This is a genomic window from Lachnospira sp. CLA-JM-H23, assembly GCF_040096425.1.
Taxonomy (GTDB): domain Bacteria; phylum Bacillota; class Clostridia; order Lachnospirales; family Lachnospiraceae; genus Lachnospira; species Lachnospira rogosae.
The window spans coordinates 267,991-294,916 of the sequence record NZ_JBBMET010000004.1 but is presented as its reverse complement, the minus strand read 5'-3'; the positions used below and the strand labels follow the sequence as shown (position 1 = coordinate 294,916).

Annotated in this window: 32 protein-coding genes, 3 pseudogenes and 1 riboswitch; all 35 genes and pseudogenes read left to right on the top strand. The window is 37.0% G+C overall.

The window, feature by feature from the left end; translation table 11 throughout:
* Positions 1–272: 272 nt before the first annotated feature.
* The gene (locus tag WMO42_RS07460; RefSeq protein ID WP_171029228.1) at positions 273–1,028 is read left to right on the top strand and encodes a DUF6033 family protein; all 756 of its coding nucleotides are present in this window, start codon (positions 273–275) and stop codon (positions 1,026–1,028) included.
* Positions 1,029–1,075: 47 nt separating this feature from the next.
* Complete coding sequence (locus tag WMO42_RS07455) at positions 1,076–1,618, top strand: hypothetical protein (protein WP_008116573.1); 543 nt, start codon at positions 1,076–1,078, stop codon at positions 1,616–1,618.
* Between the two features lie 412 nt (positions 1,619–2,030).
* Positions 2,031–3,245 (top strand): ATP-binding protein, encoded by a 1,215-nt coding sequence (locus WMO42_RS07450; RefSeq protein ID WP_008116575.1) that lies wholly within the window; start codon positions 2,031–2,033, stop codon positions 3,243–3,245.
* A gap of 81 nt (positions 3,246–3,326) precedes the next feature.
* Positions 3,327–3,518: pseudogene (locus tag WMO42_RS07445) on the top strand (LysR family transcriptional regulator); the annotation flags it as partial.
* Between the two features lie 406 nt (positions 3,519–3,924).
* A pseudogene (locus WMO42_RS07440) lies at positions 3,925–4,053 on the top strand (ACT domain-containing protein); the annotation flags it as partial.
* Between the two features lie 163 nt (positions 4,054–4,216).
* The gene (locus WMO42_RS07435; protein ID WP_242858655.1) at positions 4,217–4,519 is read left to right on the top strand and encodes a DUF2200 family protein; all 303 of its coding nucleotides are present in this window, start codon (positions 4,217–4,219) and stop codon (positions 4,517–4,519) included.
* A gap of 11 nt (positions 4,520–4,530) precedes the next feature.
* Positions 4,531–5,142 carry a sugar O-acetyltransferase gene (locus WMO42_RS07430; protein ID WP_349191924.1) on the top strand — a complete coding sequence of 204 codons (612 nt, stop codon included), beginning with the start codon at positions 4,531–4,533 and terminating at the stop codon, positions 5,140–5,142.
* A gap of 124 nt (positions 5,143–5,266) precedes the next feature.
* Positions 5,267–5,791 (top strand): flavodoxin family protein, encoded by a 525-nt coding sequence (locus tag WMO42_RS07425; protein WP_055306785.1) that lies wholly within the window; start codon positions 5,267–5,269, stop codon positions 5,789–5,791.
* The gene (locus WMO42_RS07420) at positions 5,766–6,431 is read left to right on the top strand and encodes a DUF3267 domain-containing protein (RefSeq protein ID WP_147581248.1); all 666 of its coding nucleotides are present in this window, start codon (positions 5,766–5,768) and stop codon (positions 6,429–6,431) included. Before WMO42_RS07425 ends, WMO42_RS07420 begins: the two co-directional genes overlap by 26 nt.
* Positions 6,432–6,558: 127 nt before the next feature.
* Positions 6,559–6,723: a hypothetical protein gene (locus WMO42_RS07415; protein WP_349191923.1), complete on the top strand. Its 165-nt coding sequence runs from the start codon at positions 6,559–6,561 to the stop codon at positions 6,721–6,723.
* A pseudogene (locus WMO42_RS07410) lies at positions 6,702–7,003 on the top strand (hypothetical protein); the annotation flags it as partial. The gene WMO42_RS07415 and the pseudogene WMO42_RS07410, both read left to right, overlap by 22 nt.
* A 218-nt stretch (positions 7,004–7,221) precedes the next feature.
* Positions 7,222–7,935 (top strand): LytTR family DNA-binding domain-containing protein, encoded by a 714-nt coding sequence (locus WMO42_RS07405; protein ID WP_055176448.1) that lies wholly within the window; start codon positions 7,222–7,224, stop codon positions 7,933–7,935.
* Positions 7,932–9,302, top strand: coding sequence for a GHKL domain-containing protein (locus WMO42_RS07400; RefSeq protein WP_349191921.1), 1,371 nt, complete (start codon positions 7,932–7,934; stop codon positions 9,300–9,302). Before WMO42_RS07405 ends, WMO42_RS07400 begins: the two co-directional genes overlap by 4 nt.
* A 345-nt stretch (positions 9,303–9,647) precedes the next feature.
* Positions 9,648–10,424 carry a FlxA-like family protein gene (locus tag WMO42_RS07395; RefSeq protein ID WP_349191926.1) on the top strand — a complete coding sequence of 259 codons (777 nt, stop codon included), beginning with the start codon at positions 9,648–9,650 and terminating at the stop codon, positions 10,422–10,424.
* A gap of 21 nt (positions 10,425–10,445) precedes the next feature.
* Positions 10,446–11,201 (top strand): flagellar filament capping protein FliD, encoded by a 756-nt coding sequence (gene fliD, locus WMO42_RS07390; protein WP_242858652.1) that lies wholly within the window; start codon positions 10,446–10,448, stop codon positions 11,199–11,201.
* A 29-nt stretch (positions 11,202–11,230) separates the two neighbouring features.
* Entirely contained in the window at positions 11,231–12,130 is a 900-nt protein-coding gene (locus WMO42_RS07385; RefSeq protein ID WP_349191919.1) for a hypothetical protein, read from the top strand.
* Between the two features lie 27 nt (positions 12,131–12,157).
* Complete coding sequence (locus WMO42_RS07380; RefSeq protein WP_349191918.1) at positions 12,158–13,105, top strand: hypothetical protein; 948 nt, start codon at positions 12,158–12,160, stop codon at positions 13,103–13,105.
* Between the two features lie 40 nt (positions 13,106–13,145).
* Positions 13,146–13,895 carry a hypothetical protein gene (locus WMO42_RS07375; protein ID WP_055306780.1) on the top strand — a complete coding sequence of 250 codons (750 nt, stop codon included), beginning with the start codon at positions 13,146–13,148 and terminating at the stop codon, positions 13,893–13,895.
* A 73-nt stretch (positions 13,896–13,968) separates the two neighbouring features.
* The gene (locus WMO42_RS07370) at positions 13,969–14,157 is read left to right on the top strand and encodes a hypothetical protein (RefSeq protein ID WP_147581247.1); all 189 of its coding nucleotides are present in this window, start codon (positions 13,969–13,971) and stop codon (positions 14,155–14,157) included.
* Positions 14,158–14,757: 600 nt separating this feature from the next.
* A complete protein-coding gene (locus tag WMO42_RS07365) occupies positions 14,758–15,471 on the top strand; it encodes a hypothetical protein (RefSeq protein WP_242858651.1) in 714 nt (237 codons plus the stop codon).
* 4 nt (positions 15,472–15,475) lie between these two features.
* Entirely contained in the window at positions 15,476–15,640 is a 165-nt protein-coding gene (locus tag WMO42_RS07360) for a hypothetical protein (RefSeq protein ID WP_156331054.1), read from the top strand.
* 44 nt (positions 15,641–15,684) lie between these two features.
* A complete protein-coding gene (locus WMO42_RS07355) occupies positions 15,685–16,254 on the top strand; it encodes an HNH endonuclease (RefSeq protein WP_055306778.1) in 570 nt (189 codons plus the stop codon).
* 18 nt (positions 16,255–16,272) lie between these two features.
* Positions 16,273–16,728 (top strand): YaiI/YqxD family protein, encoded by a 456-nt coding sequence (locus tag WMO42_RS07350; protein ID WP_055306777.1) that lies wholly within the window; start codon positions 16,273–16,275, stop codon positions 16,726–16,728.
* Positions 16,729–16,733: 5 nt separating this feature from the next.
* Positions 16,734–16,952 (top strand): hypothetical protein, encoded by a 219-nt coding sequence (locus WMO42_RS07345; RefSeq protein WP_055176434.1) that lies wholly within the window; start codon positions 16,734–16,736, stop codon positions 16,950–16,952.
* 1 nt (position 16,953) lies between these two features.
* On the top strand, positions 16,954–17,295 hold the full coding sequence (locus WMO42_RS07340; RefSeq protein ID WP_055306776.1) for an arsenate reductase family protein: 342 nt from the start codon (positions 16,954–16,956) through the stop codon (positions 17,293–17,295).
* Between the two features lie 113 nt (positions 17,296–17,408).
* Complete coding sequence (locus WMO42_RS07335) at positions 17,409–17,999, top strand: nitroreductase family protein (RefSeq protein ID WP_349191914.1); 591 nt, start codon at positions 17,409–17,411, stop codon at positions 17,997–17,999.
* A gap of 142 nt (positions 18,000–18,141) precedes the next feature.
* On the top strand, positions 18,142–18,957 hold the full coding sequence (locus tag WMO42_RS07330; RefSeq protein ID WP_349191913.1) for a class I SAM-dependent methyltransferase: 816 nt from the start codon (positions 18,142–18,144) through the stop codon (positions 18,955–18,957).
* Between the two features lie 70 nt (positions 18,958–19,027).
* Positions 19,028–19,471, top strand: coding sequence for a GNAT family N-acetyltransferase (locus tag WMO42_RS07325; RefSeq protein WP_020993163.1), 444 nt, complete (start codon positions 19,028–19,030; stop codon positions 19,469–19,471).
* Positions 19,472–19,915: 444 nt separating this feature from the next.
* A riboswitch (cyclic di-GMP riboswitch) is annotated at positions 19,916–19,991 on the top strand.
* A gap of 141 nt (positions 19,992–20,132) precedes the next feature.
* The gene (locus WMO42_RS07320; protein ID WP_055176421.1) at positions 20,133–20,324 is read left to right on the top strand and encodes a hypothetical protein; all 192 of its coding nucleotides are present in this window, start codon (positions 20,133–20,135) and stop codon (positions 20,322–20,324) included.
* A gap of 13 nt (positions 20,325–20,337) precedes the next feature.
* A complete protein-coding gene (locus WMO42_RS07315) occupies positions 20,338–22,092 on the top strand; it encodes a transporter substrate-binding domain-containing protein (RefSeq protein WP_349191911.1) in 1,755 nt (584 codons plus the stop codon).
* Positions 22,093–22,094: 2 nt separating this feature from the next.
* Positions 22,095–22,787, top strand: coding sequence for a response regulator (locus tag WMO42_RS07310; RefSeq protein WP_318255825.1), 693 nt, complete (start codon positions 22,095–22,097; stop codon positions 22,785–22,787).
* An 18-nt stretch (positions 22,788–22,805) separates the two neighbouring features.
* A complete protein-coding gene (locus tag WMO42_RS07305) occupies positions 22,806–23,234 on the top strand; it encodes a GNAT family N-acetyltransferase (protein ID WP_349191909.1) in 429 nt (142 codons plus the stop codon).
* Between the two features lie 744 nt (positions 23,235–23,978).
* Positions 23,979–25,400 (top strand): magnesium transporter, encoded by a 1,422-nt coding sequence (gene mgtE / locus WMO42_RS07300; protein WP_349191907.1) that lies wholly within the window; start codon positions 23,979–23,981, stop codon positions 25,398–25,400.
* Between the two features lie 121 nt (positions 25,401–25,521).
* Positions 25,522–26,046 carry a nitroreductase gene (locus WMO42_RS07295; RefSeq protein ID WP_116444006.1) on the top strand — a complete coding sequence of 175 codons (525 nt, stop codon included), beginning with the start codon at positions 25,522–25,524 and terminating at the stop codon, positions 26,044–26,046.
* Positions 26,047–26,167: 121 nt separating this feature from the next.
* Positions 26,168–26,470 carry a Dabb family protein gene (locus WMO42_RS07290; protein WP_055306774.1) on the top strand — a complete coding sequence of 101 codons (303 nt, stop codon included), beginning with the start codon at positions 26,168–26,170 and terminating at the stop codon, positions 26,468–26,470.
* Positions 26,471–26,926 lie beyond the last annotated feature (456 nt).

Genomic DNA, 26,926 nt, shown 5'->3' with positions numbered 1-26,926 from the left:
TGATAAAAGCATTCGGAAATGAGTACCTGCAATACAAATCAAAAGTATGCCGATATTTAGGAAGAAAAAGATAACTTCATATTTAGGTGGTTTGTCAATAGCAATAATATTTAATGCATAATCTGATTTAAGAGTGAATTTCAAATTTTAGATTTTCAATAATCATGGGATAAAAATAACAGGGAGGATTATAGTTTTCGGAATAAAGCCGATATATAATATTAGAAACAATAAATAATAAAGAACGGATTCAGAGAAGGAGGACAAAGGATATGTCAATGAATGTGAATACAACGGGTACTGTTTATGGAAGTTATCAGAATACCTACAAGGCAGGTACAGTAGATAAGAAAAAAGAAACAGCGAAAACAACAGAAAATGATAAGGTCAAGAAAAATGTGACAGAAAGTATAGCCGAAAAAAATCTAAGTAAAGAGGCACAAAAAATGCTTAAAGATATGCGTGGCTCAAGAACAGATATGGACTTTATGGTTGCAGATTTTGAAAATGGTGATAATGCTAAAGATATTTTAGCACAAAGTGATAAAGAGTTTACGGTTATTTTCTCAAAGGAAGAAATGGAGAAGATGGCATCCGATCCCAAATATTATGCTGAAAAGATGCATAGTATTGAAGGTGCTTTGCGTATGTCGGATGAAATCAATGCTCAGTTTGGATTTGAAAGAGCATTTGGTAAGACAAACGGAATAGAAAACAGTGCAGATACTGATACAAAAATAACAAAGTTTGGTATTTCTTTTAATAGTGATGGAACTACAACATTCTTTGCTCAATTAGAAAAAACATCAGCTAGTCAGAAAGAATATCTTGAAAAAATTCAGGAAAAGAAAGCTGCGGAGAAGAAAGAGGCGAAGAAAAAGGAACAATTAAAGCAAATTGAAGTAAAAAAAGCTACTGTTCAAGCAAATTCAAAAGATGAACTTTTGGATAAAATTAAAAATATTGAATGGAATTCTATCAAACCAGAGGATAATAAAATCGGTGGAAGATTTGATTTTTCAATTTAGTATATTTAGATGGGGATGATTACATAAAGTATGGAGGTAGATTCATTATGAGAAAACGTTTTTTTTCTATTATTGTATGTGTTGTCATGCTTTTTACAATGAATGTCACAGCTTTTGCGGCAGAAACTCAGGAAAATTATTCGGAGACGGAGAAAACAATGACATTTGAAATAACTCCGACAGCATTAACTTCTGGATCATCACGACATTCTGTTGGAATGTTAAATTCCTTTTTTGGAACAAATGATACAGTGGCAACTTCCGCTCTTGGTTCTTTTACAATCAGCAGCACATCTGTTCCGTCAGGCTCCACAATCAGTAAAATAGTGGTTACATCCACAAAAAGTAGTGGAAGTAGTGGAAACATCGAATTATTTGTTGCTAAAGATGAGGATAATGGAGATGGCACATTTGACAGATATACAGACAGCAAAAGTTGGAATAGTTCTCTTACTTTTGCAGATTTTGGCAATTATAATTTAAGCCCTGTTGGAAATTATTATGTTCAATTTGAATCTACAAGGTATTCAACGGGAACTGTTGCAGCAGCAACATTAAAAAATATTTATGTCACAGTATACTATCATTAAAATTTTATAATCCCCATTCTAAACAAGCAAAGATGTTGTTATTCAGTTAGCAGCATCTTTGCTTTTAATTGTATAATTGATATGACTATTGAGTTAGAATGACATTGATAGCGATAGAAAGCTATATATTACAGAAGCAGACTTTGATAAAAAAGCATTTGAGAGATTATATAAATTGAATATTATATAATCAGAGGTATATAGAACATGCACAGAGACACTATATTTCAATATGAAACAATGGTGCCTGACACAATAAAAACGCATAGCCAAACTTCGCTCGGTATAACTGCCTGATTGTGTCGAAATTCGTATTTTATCAATTATATCTGATAAAACTGGATTTGCGGTATTGAAAATCAGTTATAGCCGTGGTACCATATAGACAGTTTCAGAAGGGAGGCTGGTCTACATGATTAAACGAGAAATTTATATGAGCCGTATCCGTCCTTTTATCGGAAATGAGCTGATAAAGGTTCTGACAGGGATTCGCCGTAGTGGAAAATCTGTCATGCTGAGCCTGATCCAAGAGGAACTTGCCCAAAACGGGGTCCAACCAGAACAGTTTATTTCCCTGAATTTTGAGAACATGAGCAATGCACACCTTTGTACGGCTGTTGCATTGCATGATGAAATCCTTCGCAGAACAAAAGAAATCAGCGGCAAGGTTTATCTGTTCTTCGACGAAATCCAAGAGGTGGCTGATTGGGAAAAATGTATCAACTCTTTCCGGGTGGAGCTGGATTGTGATATATACATTACCGGTTCCAACGCCAAGCTGCTTTCCGGTGAGCTTGCCACTTATCTTGCCGGACGGTATGTGGAGTTCGTGATTTACCCGTTTTCATTCAGAGAGTTTATGGAGCTGTATCACACCGTTTACGAAGGTGCAGACGAAAGACAATGCTTTACAAAATATCTGACGCTGGGAGGAATGCCCTATTTGAGCAACCTTCGCTACGACGATGCCGCCAGTCGTCAGTATTTGCGGGACTTGTTCAACTCCGTAGAGCTGAAAGATATTATCAAGCGAAACAATATCCGTGATGTGGATATGCTGGAGAGAATTATTGCTTATATAACTTCCAACATCGGCACTACCTTTTCTTCCACAGCCATTTCCAAGTATCTGAAAAGTGAAGGGCGCTCCGTTTCACCAGAAACGGTACTGAACTACATCAAAGCCTGCACGGACGCATTCCTGTTTTATCAGGTGAAGCGCCAAGACCTCCAGGGAAAGAAAATCCTGACCGTCAACGAGAAATACTATGTTGCAGATCATGGTGTCCGGGAAGCCGTGTACGGTGGCAACATGAAGGACATTAACCTTGTCCTTGAAAATGTTGTCTACATGGAGCTGCTGCGCCGTGGTTATTCTGTGACTGTTGGGAAAGTCTCTGACAAGGAGATTGACTTCGTATGTGAAGATCATGGGAAAAAGCTGTATGTTCAGGTTTCCTATCTACTTGCCTCGGAGGAAACCATCCAGCGTGAGTTTGGGGCGTTTGCCGGTGTTCGTGACAATTTCCCGAAATACGTTGTAACGATGGACGAACTGGATATGAGCCGAGATGGAATCAAACACCGCAATATTCGTGACTTCCTGCTGGCAGAGGAATGGAACTGAAATGTTCTTCTTTCACCAGAAGATATGCAGAAGTTCTTCCAATGCCGAGAATGAAAAAACAATGGTGCCTGACACAATAAATATTATGATATGTCTGTATTTAACCGCTGTATAGAAACCGGGAATGTTCTCTTAATACTGGAATGTTGGCAGGATGTCCACCCGGCGCTTGTCAGTATCCCAGTGAAATGGGAATACAGCTCGCCGTATGGACTTTTGTATGCTCTGAATCCGCCGGATGATGTTATGCAGTTTGAAAACAATGGTGCCTGACACAATAAATATTGTATAAATGTCAATGCTGTTGTGGTACATGTTGTATTCTGCGTAAATGGTATTCATGTTGTGTCTCCTTTAAACCAATAAAAATATAGAAGCATTTCAATCAGTTCACAATGTCACTTTTATTTTGTGTTATACTGTTTTATATAATTTTCTTGCCCTTGTTTTTGCCCTTATCAGAGTTCGTAAACACTGGTGGGACGATATAACGCAAGGGAAACAATAAGGGAAAGCTCACCTGCGATAAACTTTGTGTTTTCAAGGGATTGAGAGATATTTGATAATAAAATATAACAGTTATTAAATCCCTTGGAATATATGAAATCTCAATTCAAGTTTGCAAAACTAACCAAAAATATAAACAGTTCGTAAAATCGGAATTTGTGGAGGTGTTTTTATGGAATTAAGGAGAATTCATCAAGACTTCTCAGTCTGCCAAGTAGAAGATTATTCACTTGTGAATTTTGAGTCTCAATATTGCTTTATTGGAAAAACTGACGAAGAGAAATCACTTGTATGCGCTACAGGCGAAGCTCCAGCCAATGCTGTTCGGTGGATTGTGGACTGACAATTTCAGTATTTTGAAAACAGGTATAATGTTATCGTCTGGGATGCGCCGGCACACATTCTTTTTTGTCCGGAAGCGTGGTTATACATTGCACATAGACGCACCTGATGGAGGGACGAAAATGGAAACTGAAAAAGTATATGCTATGCCATTTGCAAAAATATATCCTATACTGGTGGCAAAGGCAGTCGGCAAGGGGCGGACGCAGGCAGAAGTAGATGAAATTATTGGGTGGCTGACGGGTTACAGCGCCTGCGGCGTAAAGCAGGAGGGTATCGAAGAGCCGCTGATGAAGGAGATCCGCTATTTGGAAAGCTGGTGGATGAGCTGGCTAAGGGCAAAGCGATGGAGAAGATCAAGCGGACAAACAAATGAGGAAAAGCAGCCTATTACACACCGACAGAGAATGTGGTATAATCTTTAAGAAAACACTGTATGGAAAGGACAAACATGATGAACGCTCTGGATATTATGAAACACCCTGCCGCCTATGTCAGTGGCTATGAAAACACCCCCACGGAGGAACAGTACCGTGCAAAGCAACTGTGTTGTGAGTACAACCGCACCGCTCCCAACGAACAGGAAAAGCGGCGCAGTATCCTGCAGACCCTGCTGGGCACCTGCTCTCCCATGACCGGCATTGAGCCGGATTTCCACTGTGACTATGGCTTCAACATCCATACCCACGGCTTGGCGGTCATCAATTATAACTGTGTCATTCTGGATACCTCTCCGGTAAACATCGGAGCAGGTGCCTTTATTGCCCCTGGCGTATGCCTTGCCTGCTCCGGTCATGCCATCGATCCGGAGCAGCGCAGCCATGGCATTGGCACCTCGTCACCCATTACGCTGGAGGAAAACGTCTGGATCGGCGCAAATTCCACTGTCTGTGGCGGCGTTACCATCGGGGCAGGCTCGGTTATCGGGGCGGGAAGCGTCGTCACTCATGACATTCCCGCCGGTGTCATCGCTGCAGGGGTGCCCTGCAAGGTGATCCGCCCCATTACTGAAAAAGATAAGTTCAAGCCGGAGGATATTCTGTTCTGAGAAATCCAGATCGAAAACTCTGAAAAAAGCACTCCGGGGACATTTTTGTTTTTCGCCATGTTTTTCTGCGGGGAGAAGGCATGGTATACTGAGAGCGACAACTCGGAAGTTGGAGGATACACGCATGAAAATTGTAATCATTAATGGAAGTGCCAGAAAAGGAAATACGCTGGCAGCAATCAATGCATTTATAAAAGGAGCGTCAGAAAAGAATAAAATTGAAATCATTGAACCCGACAAACTCAACATTGCACCATGCAAGGGATGTGGTGTCTGTCAATGCTCTAAGGGATGCGTCGATAAGGATGATACAAATTCTACAATTGATAAAATTGCTGCCGCAGATATGATTCTTTTTGCTACACCAGTTTATTGGTGGGGAATGTCAGCACAATTGAAACTTATCATTGATAAGTGCTACTGCCGTGGATTGCAGTTAAAAAACAAAAAAGTTGGCACAATTGTTGTAGGTGGTTCTCCCGTAGGCAGTATCCAGTATGAGCTGATTGATAAGCAGTTTGACTGTATGGCAAAATATCTTTCATGGGATATGCTTTTCAAAAAATCATATTACGCAACAGACAGAGATGAACTTGAAAAAAATAAGGATTCCTTGAACGAACTTGAGTGGATCGGAAAAAATTTATAAAGCACACACCAAATTCAAGTTTGTAAGGAACAGAAACTTTGAAGTTTATGGAGAGGAGAAGAATATGATTTTTCACTATGCTGGCAAATATAATGGAGATGAGAGTAGTCTTCCATACAAGGAACATCATCCTAATGCAACCCCGTTTAAAGAACCAGAGGATACGAAGAAATTATCATTAATTGCAAATGTGGGATGTATTTTGATAATGGGTATATTAGCAATTCCATTTTTAATACTTGGAATAGAATATATTCCTGATAATGCAATATGGATGATGATAGGTGGAATTTGTGGCGGATTATCTCTGTTGCCACATGAATTGCTGCATGCAATATGTTATAAAAAAGATGTATATATGTATAATGATTTGGCACATATGTTGATGTTTGTGGTAGGAACAGAGGATATGAGTAAAGGGCGTTTTATTTTTATGTGCCTGTGCCCTAATCTTATACTTGGCGTAATTCCCTATATTTTATTTTTGATATTTCCGCAATTTGTTGGATTGGGTTTATTTGGAATTATTTGTATTGGAATGGGGTTTGGGGATTACTTAAATATTTACAATGCAATAAAGCAAATGCCGAAAAATTCCAAAACATATTTATGTGGAATGCACTCATATTGGTACTTGTAGAAATGCCAAAATTCCAGTTTCATGTTGCTTTTAATAATTGAATATTGAATGATTTTACATAGCCGTTAAGGAGTAATTTTTGTTCCCTAGCGGCTTATTTTATTTTTCAAAGTAGTAGGTGAGAAAATTGAAAATTAGAAAGGTTGATGACAAACCGATGGTCATTCACACCAAGGAGAAAATCCCTTTCATGTGTATTCAAAAAAAAGTTAAGGCAGGAAGTGGTCTAGAATATAGAGATATTTTTAAGCTGATTGGAGGAACAGAAGTATGCACATTGGTTCTGGTCTAAATACGGTATCTTCAATGTACCGACAACAAAAAGGCAATAATATGAAAGCCCCTGTATCTGCGGAAAATACATTTTATACGGCTGAAACACCAAAGGTATACCAGATATTCACAACAGATAATATGTTGTGGACAGGAGGTAATGGTACAGGTCTTTCTTATTGTCTTAAATATGCGGATGATTCGACGGATGAAAATCCAGTGGTGTTAGCGAAATGCGTGCATTGGAGGCACATTACAAAGTGGAGAAGCAGGGAGGTTTTACGTCTTTGCCAAGTCAGTAGTGCGTGAATAAACTGCTGACTTCTTTTTTTGATAGATACAGTCACTCCAAGGAGCGTGTGTCGGATAAAACAAATTAGCAGGAAGCAGATAAAGCGATATATGTGATATTCTATTTCACATCAAAAAAAGGTCTGTTCACAACATGGTGGCTAGCTATTTAAAGAACTTTTCCGATATAATAAATATAATTGTATGTAAGTAAGGAAGTGACAAGATGCAAATAGCAATCTGTGATGATGAAAAATCTATAGGATTGATATTAGAAGAAAAAATAAAGAAATTATTACCGGATGCAGTAATAGATAAATATTTATCTGGTGATGAATTGATTGCAAGTGGTTGTGAGCCGGATATTCTATTTTTAGATATTCAGATGCCAGGAATGGATGGAATGGAAACGGCAAGGATTCTGCGTCAGAAAAATGAAAGAATGGTATTGATATTTGTAACTGCTGTGGAGGAGTATGTTTTTCAGGCATTTGATGTTGCAGCATTTCATTATCTGGTGAAACCATTTTCAGATGAAAAATTTGAGGAAGTTGTGAAACGTGCAGTCAGAAGTATTGAAAAATATTCTGAAAATCAATCGGATGAAAAATACATGATGGTGCAGTCCGGAGGAAGCCATATGAAAGTGTTTTTGAAGGATATTGTGTATGCCGAGGTATATAATCGAAAAGTCATTATCCATACACGGGATACGAATATTGAATATTATGGAAAATTGCAGGAACTGAGTGAAATTGCGGGAGCAGATTTCTTTCGTACACACAGAGCCTACCTCGTACATTTCAAATATGTTAAGAAATATGATGCAAATTGTGTGACGATGGAAAATGGAACTGCATTGATTGCAAAACAGAATTATTCTGAGTTTGTAAAACAATATTTGAAATATAATCAGAGGAAAGGAAAAGAAATCGGATGAGTTTGGTAGAAAAATGCTGGATGGTTACATCGAAAATTTCTGTTATTGCACTCCTTATGATTACAGGAATCTATTTTGGAAAATTTGTTTGTCCCTATATAAAAAAGAAAAAAGGGGCTGTGGCAGTCAGTATTGTTTATATTACGATTATGCTTGTTTTATATATGATTCCGCCACAGATTGATAATTTTTCCGCATATCTGATTGGAGTTATAGCAGCGTTTCTTGCAATGTATGTAGAGGACAGAAGAAATATATATCAGAAAATATTTCTTGCAATTACGTTCTTTTCTATCCGATGGTTAACGGTTGCAATGGCAGGCAGACTTGATGATCTTGTTACAAAAGCACTTGTATTTCGGAATATGAGTGCAGAAAAAGTGTGGTTGCAATACGGACTATATGTTGGAACCAGAGTTTTGGATATTGTACTTTGTATTGCTTTTATTGCGGTTGCAATAGGACTGATCAATAAAGCGTATATATACAAAAAAGATGAAATGAGCGTCAAAGAGATGGTAATGCTTATTATACCTTCGCTTGTAGGCGTCACTGGGTATGGCATTTTACAATATTATCTCATGATATACGAAAGAGATACTGGAAAGAACTTGATTGATACATATGGATTTTATGGAGCTTTAAGCTTTTTACACTATCTGATTTCCATAGTCGCTATTCTTGTTGTGATTGTAATGTTCCAAAACTGGAAAGAGATGCAGGAAGAACAGCGGGGACAAGAGCTGGTATTAAATCAGATCAGTGACATGAAAAAGTATATTGGGGAAGTCGAAAAGTTGTATCGGGATATCCGCTCCATGCGCCATGATATGGGAAATCATATACAGACACTGGAACATCTCGTGGCACATAATAATATGGATGATGCTACAGAATACTTGGAACATCTGAAAAATGAATGGGACGAGGTATCTCCGGAAATAAAGACAGGAAGTCCGGTAATTGATGTCATTTTGATGGAAAAGCTGAGAGAAGCAAAAGAAAGGCAGATTCGGTTTCTGTCGGATTTTCATTATCCGCATAATACGAAGTTAAATGCATTTGATTTGAGTGTGATCATGAATAATGCCTTGAATAACTGTATGGAAAATGTAAGTGGAGATGATCCGTATATCAGTATTTCTTCTTTTCGGAAAAACAGTATCTTTATGATAACCATAAAAAACAGTTTTGGGGGTCAGCTTAATTTTGGTGATAGCGATTTGCCAGAAACAACCAAATCTGGGAGGGAACATGGAATTGGTTTGAATAACATTCGCCGGGTTGCCAGAATGTATATGGGAGATATATCTTTGGAGCAGGGAAATGAGGAAGTAATCCTTAGCATTATGATGCAGGTAGAATAAAGAAATAAATTGGCACTATGTATTTTGTAAATTACAGAAATTACAGAAATATGTAGTACTTTTTTTGCACAGGTAGCGATGAAAATATGTTGCTTGCAAACAATATTTGAGGAGCACTGCGACAGTCTGAAAAGCATTTTCAGACTGCTTCACAACGAAAAAAGGGCGGTTCACAACATCACGGTTTATTGTGAAGAAAGATATGCCGAAAGAAAAAATAAAGAGAAATTATGTTATACAGATTTTCAGGAAACGGATTTCAGAGTATTAGCTCAAGGAGGTAAAATCCTCTGCTCCTGTATGGACAGTCGCATTTTGCTTCGCAAAACAAGGAGGATTAAAATGATGAAAATTAATGGATTTAACGGAACGAATACGCAGACAGGAGCAATGGGAATGGCACAGGCGAATGATTCTGTGAGTAAAAATATTCAGAATCAGATTGCAAATGCACAGCAGAAATTGCAGGACTTATCATCAAATGAAGAACTGTCATTAGAGGATAAGATGAAGAAACGTCAGGAGATACAACAGGAAATTACAAATCTCAATCAACAGTTAAGACAGCACCAGATTGAACAGAGAAAGGAACAGCAGAGTAAAAAATCATCTATGGATGATATGGTGGCTGGTACAAAAAACACATCTGCAAAGAAAGGAACAGGCTTGTCACAGGCAGGTATGCGGGCAATGATTTCCGCAGATTCATCTATGAAGCAAGCAAAAGTGCAGGGTAGTATGGCAACACAGATGGAAGGAAGAGCCGGTGTGCTTGAGTCTGAAATCAAGCAGGATGCTGGAAAAGGCAATACCGAAAAGAAAGAAGAAGAACTGGCAGATTTGCAGGCAAAAGCGCAGTCTGCAACAGCATCACAGATGTCTTCACTTTCAGATGCAAATAAATCGATGGAAGAAGCAGCAAAGGCAGACAACCGTACAGATGCAGCAGAAACAAAGAAGGATCAAACGCAGAAAGCAGAGAATACACAGGAAAATGCAGATACGACAACAGATGCATCAGAGAATGCAGATGTCAAAATAGAAACAGCAGAAACAATAAAACATCCAGCATCAGAAAGTGGACAGTCGGTAGTATATACACCGATAGATATACGTTTATAGTTCGGAAAGGAGGCTGGTGTTATGTCAGAAATCAAAAGTTTTAGTGATTATACAAGTAAATATAACAGCAATGTAGATTTTTCAGCTTTGTTTAGTGGAACGTCAGATAGTTCATCAGTAGGCAATACAAATATGCTTTCTGATTATGCTGCAATCAAAAATGGAAGCTATGGAAAACTTATGAAAGCATATTATGCAAAACAGGATGCTGAAAAATTATCGGGAAAAGGTGATACTTCACAAAAACTTACCTTGATGAAAACAAGTGCAGATTCTCTGAAAAAATCAGCAGATGCTTTGAATGACTCATCTCTTTGGGAAAAAAAGAAAATAAAAAAGAAAGATGAAAAAACGGGGGAAGAGATTGAGGTAGAGGATTATGACTGGGATAAAATTACCAAGGCAGTAAAATCTTTTGTTGAAGATTATAATGATGTAGTTAAGGAAGCAGGAGAATCGAATACAAAGGATGTATTGCGAAATGCTTCATGGATGACTGGAATGACAGACAAAAACAGTAATATGCTTGCCAAAATAGGTATTACCATAGGAAAAGGAAACAAGTTGGAATTAGATGAGGATGCTTTAAAGCAGGCAGATATCAGTTCGCTGAAAACGGTCTTTACAGGATATAATTCTTTTGTAAGCAAAATATCGCAGAAAGCAACTTGTATATCGAATGCTGCAAACCGGGCGAGTGCAACCTATACAAATAATGGTACGTACTCTAAGACGGATTCTTCTTTGACATCGAGCAAGATAGATAAAGAAGTATAGAAAGTGTGGACTAACTTAAGGAGGTTGCTATGAAAGTTCAAGGAAATAGGTATATTAATAATCCTGAGATGATAAAAAATATGGTTGAGAAGAAAACAACTGTTCCTCAGAATATTATTTCGGAGGATGATGTGAAAATCAGTGATTCAGCAAGAAAGTTAGTTGAGACTGCTCGTGATAAAGTCTCAGATTTTCAGGCAATGCATTTTTCATCAATCAATGGAGAGATAAAAGAAATACCAGCAGAATACAAATGTGAAAATTTATTCAAATTAGATTTGAAAGCAACTTCCATTTCTGGAGAACAAAGTGCGTTTGAAGGCTGTTCGGAAAATCAGTCAGAGGTTTTTGAAAAATGGCTGGACGAAAATGCTTTTGAATATTTGACAGAAGATGAAATGAAAGATTTAAAAGGGAAGATTAATACAATGACAGCAGATGTAGATTTTTTGAATGCTCAGGAGGGATATAGAGGAACTTCCTATGAATCTGTATTTTTGTTAAGTGCAAGTGAAGCGGGACTAAGGAAAGTAAATGAAATGTATGTTCCAGAGCAATTACAAGCAGGTTTTTCAGACATGATTGACGAATATGTTCATTTTAATGAGTCGGCACGCGATTCTATCATGGAGAGAATGACACCGGATTATATGGTTGTTGGAATAGGGAGCAAAACAGAAGCTTATAAGTACAAATCAGAAATAATCTCAGATGAGACAGCTTTTTATGCAAATGAGAAGAAAGAGATAAGTGGTATCTGCAATCAGTTTTTAAATGGTAAAACAGATCAAAAATTATTTTGTAATGAAATGAAAGACCGTCTAAATGATTACTATGGAAGCAGGTATGAATTAAGGAAACAGCCAGAAGCTGTTGAAGGCAGAGTAAATAATATGCTGGGCAAATTGCAACATATGTTTGGCGTTTAATGTTGAAAAAGGGTTTGGAGAATAATTATGAAGGCAGTGACAGATGTAAACACAGTAAACCAGCTATTGACATATTCAAAGCAGGCAGAGGCAGGAATACACCAAAAAGCAATACTGATGTTGCTTGGAGCAGGAAATAATAAAAAACAGGACAGTTTAAGTATTTCTGATGCTGCAAGAGGCTTTTCAAAGCAATCCATAGCTGCACTGATAGATAAAAATGCGAATATTTCTAACAATGAATTGGCTTATTATTTTGCAAACTATAATAATTCAAGTGCTATTTTGGATGCAATCAATTTTGGGGAGAATGTTTCCTGTGGATATAATTCTGATTTTAAGGAATACGGGGTTATTTCCTTTGAACTTAATGGGAGCAGACAGGTAGTACCTAATTATGCAGTATCGAAAATGAATGCAAGCACCTTGTCAGGCATCTGTGTTGAGAATAATTCTCTGGTACTAAGTAATAAAAGTTATTATTCATGGACAACATCAAGTGGTGGTAAATATACATGGACGGTCAATAATGGAAGGATAGGCTGGGCAGCCTCGGAATCGTTGCTTGCAGAGAATACAAATCAAAAAGGGACAAATTATAAGTGGGAAATGCGCAAAGCAAGTAATATTTTATCTGATCTGGCACAGGGAAAGAGTGTGTGGGGTTATCTCTACAGTAATGAGGAAGTACTGTCAGTCTGTGAGAAAGTTGGGATTTCTCCGGGATTCTTTTCTATAGATGCGGGAGCAGGAAAACACACTTATTTATTGCAGGAATCAGGAAAGACCATAAATGTTGATGCAAAGATAAAAAAGTTAAATGATATAAACTGGATAGAAATCGGATATAAAGAAGGAGATACGTTTTCCGTTTATGGTAAAGAGTATGCTATTGACAGCAGTGGGCATATCAATGTTTCGGCAGAAGATGAATTTATATCAACGGAAATTAAATATCCAAGTCGTTCAATATAATAGAAATTATTTTAAGTTTCAATAACAGGGAGGTAGGATTATGGCAATTACAGGTATCAATAACAGCAGTTGCACATCGTATTATGCTTCAAATTACAAGAATACTGTTAAAAAAACAGATAGTGAAAAGGATAGTACAAATACAAAAGACGACAACGTGACAACAAGTACAGTTGAATTAAAAACATCACGTCCCGGTGTGACAAAAACAGAGCAGATTAAGACGGGGTATAGCAATGTAAATGATTATTCAAAATACTTGCAAGGAAAATACCATTATATGAATATAGGGCTGACTTCAATGCAAGGGGTTCCGACAACAGTATCCGTTTCAAGTGCATTTTTACAGAAGTGTATGAATGATCCGGAAAAAGCAAAGTATCTGGAGGAAAACTTAGCAGCCATTCCAGATTGTGCAAAAAGTGCGGTGAATGGATGTTTGGATACTTTGACAAATCTGAGTTATAAGGTTGATGAAAACGGAAATATTTCGGTGGCAATATCTGGTACAAATGATCCAGATGGGAAAATAGCGAAAAAGAATGCTGAACGAAAAGCAAAAAAGAACAGAGAAACAAAGGAAAAGGTAAAAGAGAAAAGTGCTGCTAAAAAAGCAGAGGAAGAAAAAGCTGCAAAGAAACGTGCAGAAAAATCGGCAGAAAGAAAGGAAACGGGTGATTATACCTTATCCGTAACTGGTACTGATGTAAAAAGTATGACACAAAGCCTTGTAGCAGGATCTGTGAGTATTTCTGTACCTGATAGATCAAGTTTTGATATTAAGGCATAAGAGGGGTCGGTAAAAGGAAAAATTCACTATTTTAACATCAGGTGGTTATGGTGTTCAAATTCAGAGTCAGGGTGTGAGTGTATTGTTAAATACCGGTGCCGGCTGGGGATATGAAATGACTCCGGCAGAACTTACAAGAAAAGATGAATTTTATTCCATTTACTGTAAGGAATATAATGCAGTAAAGAATGATATGAATTCTGAATTAAAAGAATTACCAGATTATCTGGAGAAAAGATCAGTTTTTGAAGTGAAAGCCTAATGATAATAATGCAATTCAAATAAAAAGGAGTATTGATATATACAGATTAGTTCCAACTATTCTATGAATGGTGTGCCATATGAAAACAGACGCAGACAGAATGATATTCCTCAATTTAGTACAGAACGTGCCAAACAGGAAAATGAGAGTATAAATCCATATATGGAAGATACGGATTATAACGAAAAAGCATTTGATATGATTGGTCCGAATGCTCCGCAGGATGTAAAGGACGCATGAAATAGATGCAGTTTATATTGATCTGACATAAATCTAGATGATATCATTAAGTAACGGATGATAATAGTATTTCGTCAAATGACTGATATTGGAGCTGTAAAAACTGCTCGCCATTATTAAGAAAGATAGGTATTAAGTAAAAACGAAGCCATGTTGATATGTTCTATTAAGAGAGTAATATTGACATGTCTTTTTTTATAGAAAACTTGTGTTATAAGCGGTTATGTGCATACGGTATATCCAGAGTGGAAACAATGATGACAAAGTAATATATAAAGTGATTTTGTTACTTTTATTTTTAAAAGTATGATATAATAAATACATCTGTTAATGTAATCGTTTAGGAGAAAGGGGAATATTTTGAGGGTACTATTTTGCAACATTGCATGGATGAATTATTATAAGGGAATTATTCGTTGTATTGATGAACCTAAGAATGGTGGTTCTTATGTAAAGGAAACACTTGATGCACACGAAAAATATAATTTTATGCCGGCACATATTATTGACAGCAGATATCCGGACGGGGATTACTGCCTTGGATTTGTGGAGACAAAGACAACTTCTGCAGGAAAAAGAAACCAGCTTAATATCGAAAAGATTGAAGACTGCATGAATCTTAAGAATGAGACAGAGGTGGATGATGTATTAGTTATTTTTTGTGCATTATATCCAGATTCATTTGACAAAGAAACTTATGTTGTTGGCTGGTATAAGAATGTAACTGTATACAGGCGTTATGAAACTATGGCGTTTGATTACGAGTACAGGTCAGATACAGACAATAGTAATTGTGTCTCAGGTGAATGGATACAGGAATACAATGCAATAGCAAAGAAATCAGATTGTGTGTTACTTCCAAGATCACAGAGAAGAAAGACATATTGGAGAGTGCCAAGGAAGAAAAAAGGGTGGCATTTGGTTTTGGTCAATCGAATGTATGGTTTGCAAGAGGAGAAGATGATAATAAGCTTTTATCAGACTTTTTGGATAGGCTTAAAGTTCAGATTGGTGAATACGATGGGGAAAACTGGATTGATAAATATGCAAATGATTAATGAAAACTGGGGATAGATTAATGATGTATGATATTAATAAGCAGATAGACCAAATTACAGATGAAGAAATCAATATAGCCAAGCGAAACATTACCGCACGGGTGAAGGCTATGATTATAGGAGAGGGAATAACAAATGAGATACTAAACATTGAAGTAAGGACACCTATGAATATGAGCATATAACAGGAAATTATAAGGATTTAGGTTTAAGGATAGAGGGTGATTTAATGGATAAAGTTTCTGCTATTAAACTTAGCGCCCTAAGCATATTGGACGGTAGGATAGATAATGCAAAGAACATAATAAATAAGGAATATCCGTTTAAGAAGATAATACCCGAAGGGAGAAATTACACAGATAAGGAAAAGTATGAGCAGTTTGTAAGAGATGGATTTATTGACAGATACAGTGGAGAAAAACTTGTTAATCCTGGTATGTTAAAGGTATTATCATTTTATATGCCGGATGCATTTCCATATCAGTCTCACTGGAAGATGGAAGAGTGCCACAATGCATACTGGGAGCTTATACCTACAATTGACCATATTGTACCGATTGCCAACGGCGGTGCTGATAACAGCACTAATTTTGCAACTACTTCAATGCTTCATAATTCAATAAAAAGTAACTGGACATTAAAGCAATTAAACTGGAAACTATACCCGGCAGGTGATATGGCAGAGTATGACGGACTTACGGAACTTTTTGTAAAACTAACTGAAAATAATCTTGAGTTATTTGAGGATGCTTATATTAAGAGATGGTATAAGCTGTCAACTGATTTAAAAATCGATTAATTGTTAAAAGAGGTAATAATGCACATATATGTAGATGCGGATGCATGTCCTGTCATACGGATAGTAGAGAACATAGCTAGAAAATACAATATAGAAACAACGCTTATATGTGATACTAATCATGTGCTTACATCCGATTATAGTGATGTAGTAACAGTAAGCGCAGGGGCTGATGCAGTTGATTTTAAGCTGGTTAACTTATGTACGCGTGATGACATAGTTGTTACACAGGATTATGGGGTTGCAGCTATGGCGTTGAGTAAGGGTGCATATGCAATTCATCAGTCAGGAAAGTGGTATACTACCGACAACATAGATCAGATGCTTATGCAGAGGCACATAACTAAATGTGCGAAAAGAGCAAGCAGTAAAAACCATATAAAGGGACATAAAAAGAGGTCAAATGAGGATAATATTCATTTTGCAGAGTCGTTTGAAAAACTTGTGCTGTTGGCACAGACAAAGAAAGGGTAATGTAAATGGGATTATTTAGTAAGAAAAAGATAGTGCATTCTTATGATAAAGATAGCAAAAGACCAGTAATTAAGGCCAGTATATGCACTGGTGAACAGGTAGCTGGATTTAAGGATATTCATACAGGTAAGATAGAAGAGGTTATGCTGATTAGGAGTGAGGCAGACCTTGATAATTTCAAGAAAATGTATGGAATTAACGAAAAAATAGAAAAGGAATATTAAGATGAACATTCAGATATTTGGAACTAAGAAATGTAATGATACAAAAAAGGCAGAGCGTTTCTTTAAGGAGAGAGGTATTAAGTACCAGTTTATTGATATGAAAGAAAAGGGAATGAGCAAGGGCGAATTTAATTCAGTTGCTCAGGTTAATGGTGGACTGGAAAATATGATTAACTGGGAAAGTAAGGATAAAGATACCCTTGCACTTATCAAATACACGGCAGATGAGGATAAATTAGAAAAGGTGCTTGAAAATCCACAGGTTATAAAAACGCCGGTAGTAAGAAATGGCAGGGCATCAACTCTTGGATATCAGCCTGATATCTGGAAAGTGTGGGAATAAATGGAATTTGGCTTAGCAGACATAGAAGATTTTAATGAAATACAACAGCTTTACGGGAATCTTATTAATAAAAGCAGTAATGAGCCTTCATAAGTGAGAAAGAGTAAAAAATCATGATAAAGGAAATAGAAGATAGAAGAAGCATAAGAAAATATAAACCAGATAGAGTTAATAAAACCATAATTGAAGATATGATATACAGCGCTACACTTGCTCCATCTGCTAAGAACAGACAGCCATGGAAATTTATCGTATATCAGGGAGATGAAAAAGACAAATTGGTTGAAGTAATGCAGCAAGGTATTAATGCAGAAAAGATCAGCCATGAACTAATGCCAGAATGGGTATTTGCAATACCAGATGCTGAGAATACTGTAAGAATCATGCAGGAGGCACCATGTCTAATTGCTGTGCTTAATACTAATCAGAAGACACCATTTTCTGGCATAGAAAATGAAAAGAGAATTGTAGAAATCTGTGACTCATTATCTATAGGTGCTGCCATTCAAAATATGATACTTACAGCAACAGGGTATGGATTAGGTACTTTGTGGATTGCAAATACATGCTTTGCATACAATGATCTTGTTGATTTTATTGGAACTGACTGCCAACTGACTGGATTGGTTGCGGTTGGAATTGCGGATGAATCTCCAGATAAAAGACCAAGAAAACCATTTGAAGATATAATTGAATTCAGGTAGATGAGAGATTTCTCAGTTTAAGAAGTTTATGGGGCCTGTCTCCAAGACACTCCAAGACACGTTAATTTGAATTGTTTATTTTCATAAAATGTGTTACAATCAAGTTAGCCGCAACTAATTATATTGTAAAAAAGGTAAATATATGAGTGAAAGAATAAAACCTACTATCAGTGGCAGTGCTGAGACAATGCTCCAGAGCTTTTATGCCAGAGCCCAATATTCCAAAAGTAAACATAATAAATTCTATGATGCAAAGGCGGTAGAATTAGTCGATAAAATTGATTATGATTTTTCTACAGCGGCTAGGGATTCTACGATGGGGAAAGGGGTAATTGCCAGAACGGTAGTTTTTGATGAATTAGTAAAGAATTTTATAGAGAAAAATCCTGATTGTACGGTGGTTAATATTGCCTGTGGTCTGGATACGAGATTTTATCGTATGGATAATGGTAAAATTACATGGTACAATCTGGACCTGCCAGAAACGATAGCAATCCGCAATCAGATTTTCGAGGAATCAGGACGTGTTTCTACGATAGGAATTTCTGCACTTGACCCTGCATGGTCAAAAGAAGTAAAAGTGCGGGGGAAAATGCTTTTTATCATTGAAGGATTATCAATGTATCTGACAGCAGAAGAAAACGGTAAGATATTAAAAATAATAAAGGACAACTTTGATAATGCCTGTATTCTTATGGAATGTCTGGCAAAGTCATGGGTAAAGAAAGAAGGAACAGAAAAATCCATACAGCAAACAGGCTCAAAATTTGTCTTCGGTGCAGATCATTTTGAAGACCTTGGGAATATGACAACAGGGTATCATAAAATAAAAGATGATAATATTCTTCGTGGCATGGAGTTATTTTCATCTGCATACAGACTTTTGGCGTTATTACCTATTGCAAAAAAGGTTACGCAGAAGATTCTGATATTTGAAAAGGACGAACAAAGCATGTGAAAGAATCTTTATACGTGAATGTAAAACCACACGTCTGATGTTAAAATTGGAATTTGACGGAGTAATAGATATGAAAATCCGAGAAGTGAATGAGAATAAAAAGCAATTTATAGCATTATTGTTATTAGCTGATGAGCAGGAAAATATGATTGATCACTATCTTGAAAAAGGTACTATGTATGTACTTGAAGATGGTAATGTAAAAGCTGAATGTGTCGTTACTGATGAAGATAATGGAATACTTGAAATTAAAAATATTGCAGTTGATCCTCAGAATCAAGGACAGGGCTATGGGAAAGCATTGATTGACTTCCTTGTAAGTAAATATGCAGATGAATATTCTATTTTGCAGGTTGGAACAGGTGACAGCCCGTTGACCGTACCGTTTTATGAAAAATGCGGATTTGTCCGATCTCACAATATTCCGAATTTCTTTACGGACAATTATGACCACCCAATTTATGAGTGTGGTGTACAGTTAATAGATATGGTATATTTGCAAAGATGTTTATAACTTCCAGTTTACCAAGCCCTTTGAGAGAGGAGAAATCCTTTTCTCAAAGGGCTTTTTAATTTTACCGACATTCGTAAACTATAAGTAAAAGCCAAAACCTCATATACTCTAATCACAGAGGAAGTGGAGGTTTTGATATGAGTAACAGCTTAGCGGAAGTACATCCCGAATTGATTGCCGATTGGTCGGAAAAGAATTTGCCGTTGACTGTTGTTTAGCACATTAAATGTTACTCCATTCCTCATATTAAATGTGGTAAATATTGTCTAAGTAAGAGAAGCTATGTCACTTTCGTCCTGAATTATCCTGAAGTTATCCGGCTTTTTATATGCGGGTTCATTCCCCAGCTCCTTAACAAGTTAAAACGGTAATGTTTTTCTTGTGTACAGTAGAGCACTATAGTATAATGAAACCAGTTTTTTTGCATAAGTTTAAAAGCTATAATAAGGAAATCGGCAAACCAGATGAAAGTCTGGGACGCAAAGCTACAGGGCCTTTAAAATGGCAGCTAGTTGCATAAAATGACGTGCACTGTCTGTTTGACAGTGCTTTTTTTACGGAGTTATTTCACAGACGTAACAATAATGATTTTATCAGGAAAGAAATATGTAAAGTATGAAAAAGGCAAAACGTTGTCTGATAGCAGTGGTGTCAGTATTCCATGGATCTTGGTGAAGACTGGTCTAATAATGAAATCATCCAGGCTGTGGCAATCGGTGAGTTTACAAACCTGGATGGTATTGAATGGCGAAACGGTGCAGAGACTGCAGCAGATGAATTTTTGATGCGTTTACCCGTGCGGAAAGTTCCATTACAAACAAAATACAGGGAACCGGACTTGGTATGGCTATGATTTTCTTCGGCTGATGGCCCGTTATTGGGATGTAGATTACGAATATGTCGGATATGATAAGAGCTGGGATGATATGCAGCAGATGCTTGAATATGGCGAGATTGATATGGTAACATCTCCCAGCAAAACACCGGAAAGAGAAGAAAAGTTTGATTTTTCACGTCCGATCGGAACCAATAATGGGATTCTGACCGTCCGCAGTGACAACAGCACGATTGTGGATGGCAATTACAGTACTTACAACGGTATGCGTGTGGCACTTTTTAATGGAAGCTCCGAGATAAAGAGTTTTGCGGATTTTGCAGGCAACAAAGGATTTACATATGATCCATTTTATTTTGATACGACAGCAGAGATGGAGGAAGCTCTTCAGAGTGGAAATGTTGATGCTATTGCTGCTAGTTCTCTGAGAAAAACAAACAATGAGCGTATCGTGGATAAATTTGACAGCAGCGATTTCTATGTCATGGTTAAAAAAGGTAATACAGAATTGCTGAATGAGATCAATTATGCAATCGACCAGATGAATGCAGTTGAGGGCGACTGGAAAACGACACTTTATAATAAAAATTATGAAAGCATAGAAACTAAGAATCTGGAATATACCAAGAAAGAAAAAAGTATTATTTCACAGTATTCCAAGGACAATCCGCTTCATGTTCTGTGTGATCCGACCCGTTATCCATATTCTTATAATGAAAATGGTGAGATGAAGGGTATAATCCCGGATTACTTCCGGAAAATTGCAGACTATGCCGGGATTTCCTATGAGTTTCTTACACCTGTCACCAGAGATGAGTATATTGCCTATCAGAAAAATAAGGATACTACAGATATTAGCATCGATGCGCGCCTGGAAACAGATAACTATGCTGAGACGAAAAAATGGGGGATTACTGCACCTTTCATTACGATGCAGCTGGCAAGGGTGACACGGCGTGACTTTGATGGAAAAATTAATGCTGTTGCTACTGTTGACCAGACAGTAGCAAATTCAATTGCAGATGCAATGGCACCCGATGCAGAAAAACTGATGTGCAGTAACCGACAGGAAATGATGGAAGCTGTCCGTAAGGGTAAAGCAGATGCTGCATTCGTCTACTATTACATGGCACAGGCGTTTGTGAACAGTGACACTACGGGCACCATGACATATACTATGCTGGAACAGCCTACATTCACCTACCGTATGGTAATTTCATCAAATGAGAACCATGCGCTGGCTGGTATTCTGACGAAAGCAATGTATGCCATGCCCCAAAATCTTGTTGAAGATCTTGCAGCACAGTATACCACATACAAAGCAACAGATCTGACATTTGTTGACTGGATCCGTCTGTATCCTGTTGTTACTGTTTTGGTTCTTCTTATTTTTGGATTACTGCTGACTACTATGGCTGTGACAATGGCGCATCTTAGTGCAAGAAAAAAAGCTCAGAAGGCGGAACAGAAGAAAACTGAGGAAATGGCGGAACTGGCAGAGCATGCACAGGCTGCAAACAAGGCAAAAACAGCATTTCTGTCACATATGTCCCATGATATGAGGACACCGATGAATGCAATCATAGGATTTACCGGTATTGCAATGAAAAACAATCCGTCAGACGAAGTGAAAAATTGTCTGGAAAAGATTGACGAAAGCTCAGAGCATTTACTGTCGCTGATCAATGATATATTAGATCTGACCAGCATCGAAAGTGGAAAAGTGAATTACAATCCGGTACCGGCGGATGTGAAAAACATTACAGATTCTGCATTGGATATATAAATATGCGTTACCGCATTTCGGATACTGGTATTGGCATGAGTGAGGAATTTACAAAAGAAGTTTTTGAGGAGTTTGCACAGGAAGATTCCGATGTGAGAACGCAGTACCATGGAGTTGGACTGGGGATGGCTATCGTAAAGAAGTATATATATATGATGGGTGGAACCATTTCCGTGCAGAGTAAAAAGCATAAGGGAACTACATTTACTGTCGATATTCCTTTGGAAATTACAGATAAGGAATGTAATAAGTCAGACACAGGTTTTTCTGAAAAGGTAAATCTTACAGGTGTGAATGTCCTTCTTGCAGAGGATAATGAACTGAATGCAGAGATTGCTACCGTGCAGTTGGAAGAGTTCGGGATGAATGTAGAAAGAGCTGTGGATGGAAAGAATGCCGTTGAGATTTTCAGAAATCATCCGGAAGGCACATTTGATGTAATCCTGATGGATATCATGATGCCTGAAATGAATGGTTATGAAGCTGTAAAAGTAATCAGGGCAATGAATGACAGACCGGATGGAAAAAACATTCCTATTATAGCAATGACAGCTAATTCATTTGCAGAAGATGTTCAGGCATCACTGGATGCAGGAATGAACGCGCATTTGTCAAAGCCGATTGTGATTGATGAAGTTATAAAAACGATTTTAAGGTATGTAGATACTTCCACTTTTGGAACAAGAAATAAGTAGTAGTTAGGAGATAGAGAATTGGTAAGACAATACAGCGATAACGATATAGACGCAGTGATGCAGATATTGCTTGATACGAATATTCAAGCACATCATTTCATACCGTCCGATTACTGGCGTACTAACTGCAATATGGTAAGAGAAATGCTTCCTCACGCAGAAATATATGTACATGAGGATGACTGTACAAAGCAGATAGATGGCTTCATTGGATTGAATGATGACTATATCGAAGGTGTTTTTGTAAAAGAAACAATGCAATCAAAAGGTATCGGAAAACAACTTCTAAATCATGCAAAGGAATTCAAATCAAAATTAAAATTAAGTGTCTATCAGGAAAATGAGAAAGCAATCAAATTTTATTTACGTGAGAAATTTAGTATTCAATCCGAAAGTGTGGACGATAACACAGGCGAAAAGGAATTTATAATGGTATGGAATCAGTAGATTCATATTTGTCTGACTCACAATAATTTAATAAAGTAAACCTCCAAATTGATGTAAGATAAAATTAATCAGTTTATTGGCCACATAATGGTTTACAGATGCATCAATAGCGCCAGCCCCTAAACCATATGGAACTGCAAAAGGGTTTTGGTTACAGAATGCTTGCTGAGGCAATCAAAGCAGACCTGCAATATCGTATCAGTTGTCCGGTACTTCTTATCTGTGGCGAAAAGTATAAAGCGGGTTCAGCAAAAAGATATAATAGAAAATGGCATCAGAGATTTCATTTCCGGCATTATTGCAGTTATATCGGTATTGGTAATATTAGCAGGAACCTATATGACGTCAAGTGGAATTAAAAACTGTAAATGAATAATGTTTGCAAAGAATGTAAGTATGTCCTGGTTGATTGTAACTAGTATATGAGAGGTATATGATAATATTTTACAATGATTTTAGTTGACAGTCAGAAAATGAGATTATACAATTAATTCGACAAATGTTAAGAGTATATATTGGGTATATTAGATTGGTGTGTTCAATATATTTTCTTAATATACAATATATTAAAAGTGAGGTGACGATAATGGACGGGCATGATAGTCCTCGAATAGGGAACAATGACATAGATTATAAGCCGACAAAGCTATTGTCTGCGTTTCTTAAGGGACGTGTGCAATAGTCTGTTAAAGTCGCGTATTTTCTAATCTTAGTCATTGTTCTTGCCATAATGAAAGGAGAATAATGATGAATAAGATTCTATCAAATGTAGTTATGCATAAGGATTATAGCAAGGATATTGTTAGAGTCCTTAGAAGTAGTAAATCTGATGAATTAATCCGCAGGAAGTTATCTAAATATCACGAGAATGATATAGCAGATGCAATTAAGCTTTTGGACAAAGATACAAGAATAAGGCTTTACAAGATTCTTGGTGTAGACTGGACGGCAGAGATTTTCTCATATCTGGAAGATACACCTGAATACATTGAAGAATTTATGACAGAATTATCTGTAGATGAGGCGGCAGATGTCCTTGAAAAAATGGATGCTGATGATGCTGTAGATATTCTTGATAATGTATCAGAAGAAGAAAGACAGGCACTTATATCACATATGGAAAAGGATGCCAAAGATGATGTGTGTCTGATTTATTCATATGATGATGATGAGATTGGCAGTAAGATGACTACTAATTTCATATGCATAAACAATAAGCTTACAATAAAGGAAGCTATGAAAGAGCTTGTTGCACAGGCAGAAGAAAATGATAACGTCAATACAATATATGTGGTTGATGATAATAACATATATTATGGTGCAATAGATTTAAAAGATCTTATTGTAGCAAGAGATTACCAGAAGCTTGAGGATATAATAAGTACATCATATCCATATGTATATGCTCACGAAAAGATGAGCGAATGTATCGAAGATTTAAAGGATTACAGCGAAGATTCAATTCCAGTATTAAATAAAGACAAAGAAATAATAGGTGCTATCACATCTTCTGATATCATAGAAGCGGTAGATGAAGAGATGAGCGATGATTATGCAAAGCTTGCCGGTTTGACAGAGGAGAATGACCTTACAGAGGGACTTTTTGCAAGTATGAAGAAAAGGCTTCCATGGCTTATTCTATTACTGTTCCTTGGTATGGGAGTATCATCTGTAGTTGGCATATTTGAAAATGTAGTGTCACAGCTTGCGATTATTGTATGCTTCCAGTCACTCATACTTGATATGGCGGGAAATGTTGGAACGCAGTCACTTGCCGTTACAATCAGAGTTCTTATGGACGAAGATATATCAGCTAAGCAGAAGCTTGAATTCGTGTTAAAAGAGATGAGAATTGGTTTTGCTAATGGCTTACTGCTTGGTTCTATGGCATTTATATTACTAGGAATATATATTACCCTTGTTAAGGGCAAGCCAGTACATTATGCATTTGCAATATCGGGTTGTGTAGGTGTATCATTACTGCTGGCAATGCTTATATCAAGCCTTATTGGCGTGCTTACACCAATGTTCTTCCATAAGATAAAGATAGACCCTGCTGTAGCTTCTGGTCCACTTATAACAACAATTAATGATCTTGTTGCAGTTGTTACATATTATGGACTGGCTGCGGTTGTGCTTATCGGTATGCTTCATATAACAGGATAAATGATATATAAATGATACCAGAATTATGGAAGTGCGTAGCACGGAACAATTCGTAGGTATCAAAGTCGGGGGCTTTTGACCCCGACATCATATAAATATAATTATAGAAAGGAAGCGCACTATGAGTGATATATTAGATGTTATTAAGACAAGAAGAAGCGTAAGAAAGTATAAAAATGATATGGTTCCTGCGGAGATTATAGATAAAATTATTGAAGCGGGAACATATGCGGCTACAGGAATGGACAGACAGTCGCCAATTATACTTGCAGTTACTGACAAGGAATTAAGAGATAAGCTTTCTAAGATGAATTCTAGAATAATGGGAAAGTCAGAAGATTTTGATCCATTTTATGGTGCACCAGTTGTGCTTGTTGTTCTTGCTGATAAGAGTATGCCTACATATATATATGATGGTACTCTGGTTATGGGGAATCTTATGCTTGAGGCACACGCACTTGGTGTGGATAGCTGCTGGATACATAGAGCTAAGGAAGAATTTGAGAGCGAAGAAGGCAGAGAGATACTTAAATCACTCGGCATAGAAGGTGATTATGAAGGAATCGGACATTGTATACTTGGTTATGTAGATGGAGAAGAACCTCAGTGTCACCCAAGAAAAGATAACTGGGTATACAGAGCATAGTTTTTAATATTTTGATGAAATTATACATTTAATAGTTTTGCAAATTGATATTTAACAGATAAAAATGCAGGAAAAAGAAATGGAAGAATAAAGAAACTGATAGAAAAGGAGATTAAGATATATGGTTAAACACGTTATATTGTGGAAGTTAAAGGAAGAACTTACAGCAGAAGAGAAGGAAAATGTAAAGGCAGGTATTAAGGAAGGTCTTGAAGGACTTGCAGGAAATATACCGGGTCTTGTAGATATAAAGGTTAATATCAATGGTTTAGCAACATCAACAGTAGATGTTATGCTTGATACAACATTTACAGATGCAGATGCTCTTAAGGCATACAGCACTAATCCGCTTCACGTTGCCATAGCAGATGGAAAGGTACGTCCATATACGGCAGTAAGATCCTGCCTTGATTATGAAGTGTAGAATTAATTATTGAATAGACTTCAGAAATTGAATCATAATAATTTTTAAAAATGGAAAAATAAAGTTATAGATTGACATGATTCATAAGGATATGCTATTATTTATCTATATAAATATATTAAAGACTGGGAAAGAGACTTCTTTTCATGGAACCTGACAGGAAAGTGATGCCACCGACTGAAAGCATACACAGGGAATTGTCAAGAGGAACACTCTGGAGTTGAATATCTGAATTATATCAATGTCCTTGGAATATGTTATGAAATGCGTATGCATGCAGCTGTTATAGACAGGCAGGTGATATATGTAGGTTATTACGTTGTACGCGTTAAGTACTTAAAGAGGAATGATAAGAAGCCTGAGTGGTTAAGTTATTGATGACAAGTTTCTAGATGACAGCTATTCAGAAGCGGATTTCGTTCAATGCGGGTGGTACCGCGGATAATTATGTATTAT